6 protein-coding genes are annotated in these 8,312 nt (G+C 38.8%); all 6 read right to left on the bottom strand.

Going from position 1 to position 8,312, the window contains the following annotated elements; all coding sequences use genetic code 11:
- Window positions 1–190: 190 nt before the first annotated feature.
- Window positions 191–997 carry a 4,5-DOPA dioxygenase extradiol gene (gene ygiD, locus Q8907_09425; protein ID MDP4274484.1) on the bottom strand — a complete coding sequence of 269 codons (807 nt, stop codon included), beginning with the start codon at window positions 995–997 and terminating at the stop codon, window positions 191–193.
- 555 nt (window positions 998–1,552) lie between these two features.
- A complete protein-coding gene (locus Q8907_09420) occupies window positions 1,553–3,958 on the bottom strand; it encodes a DUF5916 domain-containing protein (GenBank protein MDP4274483.1) in 2,406 nt (801 codons plus the stop codon).
- A gap of 302 nt (window positions 3,959–4,260) precedes the next feature.
- Window positions 4,261–4,605 (bottom strand): DUF3795 domain-containing protein, encoded by a 345-nt coding sequence (locus Q8907_09415; GenBank protein MDP4274482.1) that lies wholly within the window; start codon window positions 4,603–4,605, stop codon window positions 4,261–4,263.
- A 347-nt stretch (window positions 4,606–4,952) separates the two neighbouring features.
- Entirely contained in the window at window positions 4,953–5,744 is a 792-nt protein-coding gene (locus Q8907_09410; GenBank protein MDP4274481.1) for a PhzF family phenazine biosynthesis protein, read from the bottom strand.
- A 3-nt stretch (window positions 5,745–5,747) separates the two neighbouring features.
- Window positions 5,748–7,052 carry an acetylxylan esterase gene (locus Q8907_09405; protein MDP4274480.1) on the bottom strand — a complete coding sequence of 435 codons (1,305 nt, stop codon included), beginning with the start codon at window positions 7,050–7,052 and terminating at the stop codon, window positions 5,748–5,750.
- Between the two features lie 89 nt (window positions 7,053–7,141).
- On the bottom strand, window positions 7,142–8,125 hold the full coding sequence (locus Q8907_09400; GenBank protein ID MDP4274479.1) for a carboxypeptidase-like regulatory domain-containing protein: 984 nt from the start codon (window positions 8,123–8,125) through the stop codon (window positions 7,142–7,144).
- Window positions 8,126–8,312 lie beyond the last annotated feature (187 nt).

Here is an 8,312-nt window from a genome sequence, read left to right as displayed (position 1 = left end):
TTGATGAGCTCATCAGATGCAGGACAGAATCTATAATTTATTCAAATTGCGGGTGATGTAAATCGTAAAATAAATATTCGATTTATTTGAGCTGGCGAATAACTTTCTCCACTTGAGTTACCTGATTTTTCAATTCTGCAATTAGAGCCCGGCGAGTAGAGTGGGCTCGACAGTATGATTATGCTGAATATTAACGTATAATCAATGAAGTCATGGCTAAGGAAGCTCCAACAATTTTGTCATTAAAAAATTCCAGTTTTTCATCATTTCCCTTTAGAGCCAGAATATAGAGCAGGGGCAGGTAATGTTCGGGTGTCGGAATGGCCAGGTTAAATGCCCTTCCCCCTTCCTGGTAATTGATCAGTTTTTGAAGCTCTCCATTGAGTATATATTTTTTCATTTCCTCTTTTGCCTCAACAGCCCAGTCATACCCGTATTCTGATGAGTTTAATTTATCCCATGCAATCAATCTGAGGTTATGGACAATATTCCCGCTTCCGATTATCAGTATCCCTCTTCTGCGCAAAGGAGCCAGTTCCCTGGCCAGTTCATAATGATTTTGTGCAGTCCGGTTAAAATCCAGGCTGAGCTGAATAACGGGAACATCGGCATCAGGGAAGAGACTTTTCAGTACGCTCCAGCAACCATGATCCAATCCCCATTTATAATCGAGTCCGGTATCCGTCCGGGTGATAAGTGCTTTAATTTCTTTGGCCAGTCCGGGACTGCCTGGTGCAGGATATTGGACTTCGTACAACTTCCGGGGAAATCCACCAAAATCGTGGATGGTTTCCGGTTTTTCCATAGCCGTCACATACGTACCATTTGTTTCCCAATGAGCGGAAATGCATAAGATTGCTTTTGGTCTGGGCAGTTTGCCTGCTATTTCCCTCCATCCTTTGACAAATTCATTTTCTTCGATTGCGTTCATCGGACTTCCATGCCCTAAAAACAACAGGGGCATTATTTCTGTTTCGGTAAAGATTTCGGCCATCATATTAATTTTATTATGCTATAACAATATAATTTCTCAAAAAGTTCTGTTCTTAGAATAAATAATTTAAGTTTCGCAACTAAATATTTCTCTGAACAGAATAAAATTTAAAGTCAGTGATTTATTCCCTTCAACCCACACCTTTACCAAGGGTTAAAACTGGCCGGTTATTCATTAAAAAATTCCAAAACATTTTGCGCGAAACGTTTTAAACAAATCCTTTATGGTCAAAAGTATTTTTTGCGTCTTTGCGCCTTAGCGTGAAACGCATTTCTCGCAAAGACGCCAAATCGCCAAGATAAATGGAAACAGAACCATTTCAAACCACCTCAAACCATTTATCTTTGATGCCAGTGTCATGATATTCATTTACGCTGAGATTCGCTGAGAAAAACCTGAGTTTCACTGAGTATTACCATGAAGCAGTATCCCTTTATAACCCCTTTTTACTACTTGCGAAACTTAAATAAATTATTTGGAAGGGATTTAAAAAACTGATAAAACTAAATATAACAATATAAGTAATTTATGAAAGTGAAGGGAAGCAACTTAATAGAATTATGTTTTCTTCTTCTTTTTCAAACTGTTGTAATCAATATAATAAAGGATTTTTAAAGATACGCTGTTGGTCTGTTCCAGCCAGGTATTTTTCAGGTTGTTCCAATAATCAGTGACCACATTGCTCTGATTGTTATATGCTGCATCTTTCCAGTCGAAAGAAAGTTCTGAACCTGGTGCAAATATCCAAGTGAACATCATATCAATGGTAAAGGCATTATAGTTCTGATCCTGGTTTAGGGAATAGGAGGGATAGTTTTTCAGCGAACCATCCGGTTGAAGCAGGCAATAAATTTTATTTCTATCGCCCGACCAATAATGACGTGCCCTGAAGGTCAGGCTTGCTTTGTTGTTAAGCACGTAAGTTGATGAAAATATATTTTCGAGCGTATAAACATTACGGCGGGCAAAAGTTATTGAATCTTCATTGCTGTTTTTATCTACAAAACCATAACCATTATAAGTAGCACTCAGGCTAACTCCATAATTTAATTGGAAATGTTGTCCAATGCGCAGATAGACATAAGCATCCCCATAATTTGAAATTTGACTGAAAGAAGGTTGAAAGGTTTGTCCGTAGTGGAAATAAAAACTTAAAGGCTTAAGTTGATTGGTTGTCAGATTAATATTATACCAGTAATTGTGGGGGTAAAAAAAGAAACGGCCTTTTACCCTTGGTTCGTAATAGTCATATCTGTTGGTGGCGTAGCCTCCATTGAGATAAAGGTAATAATCATTTTTAAAAGTCACATTAAGATTATATCCCATTTCATTGTCGTAGAGTGTAGCGGGATTATACATCCGGTTATGATCAAACCAGAGGTTTCCACTATATTCCTTTATAATCCAGAAGGGTTGGATCTGTTGATAGTAGATCCAGGCTTCGCTTGTGGATATGTTGTTGCGTTGCAGATAGCCCAGGTCGTTGGGATTATATTTGTCGGAATATAAGTATTCTCCGATACCATATTGAAGTTTCCCCTTATTTTTTTCCAGTCCAAGGTTTATATAATAACCGGTTTCATATTTTTTTTCACCTCTTTTACTTATTCCACCTTTCCCTTTGAATGCATATTTTTTTGACTTATCGCGAATCTGAAACTCAGTGGCAGTGACATTGGCAAGAAAAGGATTATTGGCCATTGAAACATTTGAATTGATCAGGCTGAAGTAAGAATTGTTTTTCAATGATTTGTCTATGACGGAAATATTATAGTTTGTAAGGGGTTGTACAAGTGCCCTTCGCGTATTTCCTGTCAGCGTATCCCGTAATTTGGCATAAGAGGGCAGTGATAGGGCATTTAACATACCCAGCCCCCAGCCTTTATTGGTTCGGCCCGATATCTTGGAGGCATTAATCAGCTGGGTTTCACTCGGGTTGAAGTATGCAACTTCATTAGGACCCAAATCTGCTGAAAATTTCGGATAGGCTCCAATCCGGCGCGAATAAAAGATATTCCCGCGTTGAAACAGTTCAGTCCCTTCGGTAAAGAATTGCCTTTTTTCATTGTAATACAATTCGTAGGGACTAAGATTTAGTTTTTTATCATCGGATTGAATTTGTCCAAAGTCTGGGACCAGCATCATATCCAGGGTAAAACTCTCGTTGAGGCCATATTTTACATCCATCCCTCCTTTGTAAAGGAATTCGGAAGATTCATTGCCGTTTTTGGACTGGAAATAGGTGGCCAGGTGCGGGCTTAGCGAAAGGCGGACGGGCGGCTTGATGTCGTGAATACCTGCCAGCTGCCCTTCCTGATGTATGAACCCTGTAACATTCCGATCTATAAAGTTCCAGGAATTGTTGGAATTGTACCGCCTGATATTCCGGAACATATTGAGGCCCCAGACATTACCCGCTTTCTCGGAAAACCGCAGGTTTGAATAGGGTATACGCATCTCCACTATCCAACCTTTATCCGTGATTCGTGTTTTGCTTTCCCATACGGCATTCCAATTGGCATCTTCGTTGTCCCCGTCACTTTTTATGGCTTTTAAATCTATCTGGACTCCGGCAGGAGTTATAAAAAAACCATAGGCCAATTGGCCCTGGTTATAGGGATCAAAATATACGCCAAAATAATCGGACATGCCGGGATTGTCGCGTTCGGTTAAGAGGTTTGAAATACTGTCGGGCGCACTGTCATAAAGCATTGCCCCTACATATATTGCTGTCTGGTCATAAAAAAAGTAAACTTCTGAAGGTTGAAAAGAAGGTTTCCCGTTGTAGGGCTGAAGCTGCATAAAATCCTTTGCCGGTTTGGCTTCCTTGTAAACCTCTTCATCAAGGATACCATCAATAACTAAAGGAGAATTAATCTTTATGGCTTCGACCGTTTTTTTCTCCTGGCCCATCGCATTTATAAAAATCAGTAATGAAATGAATATATGGATGAGGTATTTCATTCGTCAATAATTTTAAGGTTTAGGTTGTGGGGTAATCGTAAGGTTAGCCGGAAAGCCGGTGATCATCTTGTTGGTATTTAATGAAGATGTTTATTCCATCCTAAAATAATGTATTTCCCAAGGTTATATAAATTTACATGTTTACAATTTTATAGTGAGAAAAGCACTTGATACTTTCCTGCAGCTTGCTGTAAGACGGTAATCTGGCATAAAAGTTACAAGATCATAATTATGAATGAAACGAATCAGAAGAAATATTATTGTTAGTTTGAAATATATGAGTGTTTTTTTGTCAGATTTTATTAATTAAATTCAGATTCAAGGCGGGTTTGTGCCTCAGGATCCAGCTTAAAGATTGCCTTTAGGTCTGCACAGGCATAATCATTGCAATAAGCACAATTGATAATTTTTTTCCGGCCGGCACATTCCCTGACTTTACAAGTTTGACAGCTTGAAAAAAGCCTTCCGGTAGTTGCACGGCATCCGTCGCAGTCGTTGATATCAGCGGCCTGAAGGTTCATCCCGTATTTTTCAGAACAAATTTTGGCTATGGATTCCCTCATTGCCTGTTGCCGGGAAGGATCCTGTTCCAGTGTGGCCAGGTGAATGGAACATGTATCACAAGATAAACCGCAATAAGCTATCATTTTTTAGTTTTTTTGATTTAAAAAGACCATCGAGATATATCCCGTTTTGCGGAAGATGTTCAGAAGGTTTAATACCAATTCAGTCTGGATACGATTAAAATTATTTTAGCCTCTCAATTCAATACCTGATTCTTTATTATTTTCCCCTTTAATTCAAATAATATTTAACATCTGATATGAGATAACTAATTGATACACAAGATACAAAATTATTGAATAGGATAGGAAACAAAAATATCTGTTGTGGGAAATATTTATTCTTTGGTAGGTAAGGGGATAAAAAAGGGCTCGGTTCATCCTATGAAATAAGAAGTTAACCAAGTCCTTTAAGACCGGATGTATCTTTTTTAATCGATAAATATTTCTCCTTCCATATACAATTTCCCTTTTCCTCCAATGGATACCCGGCCGTTATTGTTGATGCACATCAAATCGCCGCCGCGTTTAGACAGTTGTCGGGCAGTCATTTTTTGTTTGCCGGTTTTTGCCGACCAAATTGGGATAAGGGAAGTATGGGCAGAACCGGTCACGGGGTCTTCATTTATCCCTGATTGGGGAGCAAAAAAACGGGAGACAAAATCAACTTTTTCACCCGGGGCTGTTACGATTAATCCTCTTGCTTTTAGTTTTGAAATCTCATTTAAATCGGGGCAAAGATTTTTAACTTCTTCTTCAAGGTCGATTACTGCAATATAATCCGTTTTGCCTTTATAAAGTTCCCTGGGTGTTATGCCAATGCACATTCTGATTTGTTCGAAATTATCTGCATTTTCAAGCTGATCGGCCGGGAAATTCAGAAGAAACTGGTCATTTTCTTTTGATACGCTCAATTTACCACTTTGGGAAGAGTGAAACACAACTTCATTTCCCTGAAAATTCAAACAGTTAAATAAAACATAGGCTGTTGCAAGGGTTGCATGTCCGCATAAATCTACTTCAATGGTAGGTGTGAACCACCTGATCTCAAAATCATTTCCTTTTTTGACCAGAAAGGCTGTTTCTGCCAGATTGTTTTCTGCTGCAATATTTTGCATTTTTTCATTTTCCAACCAATTAGGCAAAATACAGACAGCAGCCGGATTGCCTGAAAATAAATTGTCGGTGAAGGCATCCACCTGGTAAATTTTAATCCTGTTCATTATTTATTTCTGTTTTTTAAAGTTCATGTCTGCAAAATCCATGTAACGTTCCCAATCATAAAGAGTTATTGCATGTCCTCCGGTGCGGATGTGATAGGCGATGGTGTTCATTACCGGTTGATTGACCGGTGGCATGGCGGCAATAGATAAGCCACTGGTATGCAGAAGTTTGTAAACAGGGCTTGCATAAACCCCACTAAGAAATTCACCCTTGGGATCAGACCATTTGTCATCTTCGGCACTGGCAATGTAAACCGGGCGGGGAGCAATGAGGGCAATCAGTTCGTGTTGGTCAACCGGAAGGGCTGCTTCATTATCGTTATATTTTCTGAAGTTTTCGCAAAACCAGTAAGGGAAATTGGTATTGATGATCTTTACTGTTTCCCCTATAGCACGCATGGAGAGAGCAGCACCTCCACAGCCCGAATTGTTTGAAACGACAATGGCAAAACGCCTGTCCTGGGCACCGGCCCATACAGCAGCTTTACCCAGGCGCGAATGGCCCAAAACAATTACTTTTTTAGGATCAATCTGTCTGTCGGTACAGATATAATCCATGGCCCTGCTTAATCCCCAGGCCCATATTCCTAAACCGCCCCATTCATCCGGTTTCCGGTTAACCTCTGAGGAGGTTCGGAATAAAGAAAAGATTTGGTTTTGAAGACATTCCTTATTGTCCGGAGCAATATCCCCGTAATAAAAAGTTACAATCCCGTAGCCACGTTCAATAATTTGTTTTAAGGGCCAGGAAGCAGAATCAATACCCCTGGTGCCAGGATTTGCTTTATTGTCGGTGATATTATTCACCTTATTGTTGGGAACCCAGCTTTGGGTTATGGAAATAGAGTTATCTGAGGTAATTGTGTGATTTCCATTGAAATTCATACTGAGGAAAACGGGCGATGGTTTTGACCGATTGGGCAGGTAAATCAATAAAGTCATCGAAGGGCCTTTCTTATTAGCCGTAAAATAAACCAACACCTCTTTTTTTGTTGCTTTTCCATTAAGGGCTTTTTGATCTACTGACAATACTTTGAAGCTAAGGGGAAGTTTTTTTGAAGGAGTTTTCCCGTATACATTCTTTTCGAAAAGCGAAAGTATCTCCGGCCGCCTTTGTTTCCACCAGGCATAGTCAGTTTTTACCACTTTGCCGTTTTCCATCTTCAATGGATCGGGCAGGATATAAGGTGCAATTTTATTCTCGTCATAATTGACTTTAAAGTTTTGGGAGTAAAGATTAAAGGGGTAAGCTATGAATGTCAGCAGCAGGACTGAACATAGCCATCTTTTGATGTATGGTTTTTTCATGATTTTGTAATAGTTTATTCTCCTGAAGAAGCAAATATATTGTAATTCCCGGTAAAATCTCCCCTAAAAATTTGTCGTGAACGGTATTTTCATAAGCCAAATTCATAGGGCAGGCTGTCGGCAATGCGCTGATCAATGATTGGACCTACCCATTCAATTGCCAGCGGATCAAAATATCCGTTTTTTTCAAAATATACTTCTTTTTTGTTAAAATAGAGATAACTGACAGCATCCGTTTCTAAATAGTGAAGACATAATTTTTTAGGATATTTCAGAAATTTTTTAAGGCTGTCCTTTTGGAAAACCAGGTCTTTGTAATATAGTTTTTTACCGGTTAGGGTAGTTATTTTAAAACCTTCTGCTTCCAGTTCATTATTCCAAAGTGCCCGGAAGAAATGCATTCTCGATCCGAAATAGGCCTCTCTTCGTTTTTCCCTGAAAACTTGTTTTTTTGATTCTTCCAGGGTTGAATCTTCCTTAAAAATAATATCTCCCGAAAAGCAGAAAGAGTCATCTCTCCAATTGTATTCAAATTTATCCAGATAAAAAGAGATTTTATATCCTAAAGCCCTGTTGTCGATTAGAATTGGTTTTGAAGCAAAAGCTTTGAGTGTATCCTTTTTAGAAAAATAGTTGAAGGTGATGTCATTTTCATTGGCTATACTGCAATTTTTTGCATTTTCGGTTGATCCAAGAAATGCATTCTTGAAAATAACCATATACCTTTTCTTTTTTCTTGCAAGGGATTTGGCATTAACGACCACTTCTTTCAATTTATATACTTTGGGAATCATATAAACCAGGATTGGATCACCGGCAGAGAAGTCTGTAAGCGTAATTGAATAATATCCCATTGCGCTTACCGTTACAGGCATAGCGGGATTTTTGGAAATGTCCAGCCTGAAGTTTCCATTCCTGTCGGAGGCAGTCCTGATAAAGGTTCCATTGAAATAGACGTTTGCAAAATCGATTGGCGTTTTGGTGTTCTTATCCAGGATAGTTCCAACAATAACCTGATTGTAGGAAACTAAACAGAAATTCAGGAAAAAGAGCAAGGGAATAAACTTTCTCACGGTATCCGGATTAATTGAATTAAAAAATGATCCAGAGAATATAAGTGAGGTTTGGTAAAGGGTAAAAACAATCGCTAACTGCAATCATTCTTTCAACGGTATTTCCTTAAATATACTTGCTGCAGGCAAGTTCTAATTCGTGATAAGAAATCAAGGGCATTGATACTTATTCGAATTGAAAGGAGTA

This window comes from Bacteroidota bacterium (assembly GCA_030706565.1).
Taxonomy (GTDB): Bacteria; Bacteroidota; Bacteroidia; order Bacteroidales; family JAUZOH01; genus JAUZOH01.
The sequence above is the reverse complement of the archived record's forward strand: the minus strand, read 5'-3'. Positions and strand labels throughout refer to the sequence as shown.

Bases quoted from the DNA above. Each gene is read 5' to 3' on its own strand.
- Q8907_09405 (MDP4274480.1), bottom strand. From the start codon at position 7,052: ATGAAAAAACCATACATCAAAAGATGGCTATGTTCAGTCCTGCTGCTG.
- Q8907_09410 (MDP4274481.1), bottom strand. From the start codon at position 5,744: ATGAACAGGATTAAAATTTACCAGGTGGATGCCTTCACCGACAATTTA.
- Q8907_09420 (MDP4274483.1), bottom strand. From the start codon at position 3,958: ATGAAATACCTCATCCATATATTCATTTCATTACTGATTTTTATAAAT.
- Q8907_09415 (MDP4274482.1), bottom strand. From the start codon at position 4,605: ATGATAGCTTATTGCGGTTTATCTTGTGATACATGTTCCATTCACCTG.
- ygiD (MDP4274484.1), bottom strand. From the start codon at position 997: ATGATGGCCGAAATCTTTACCGAAACAGAAATAATGCCCCTGTTGTTT.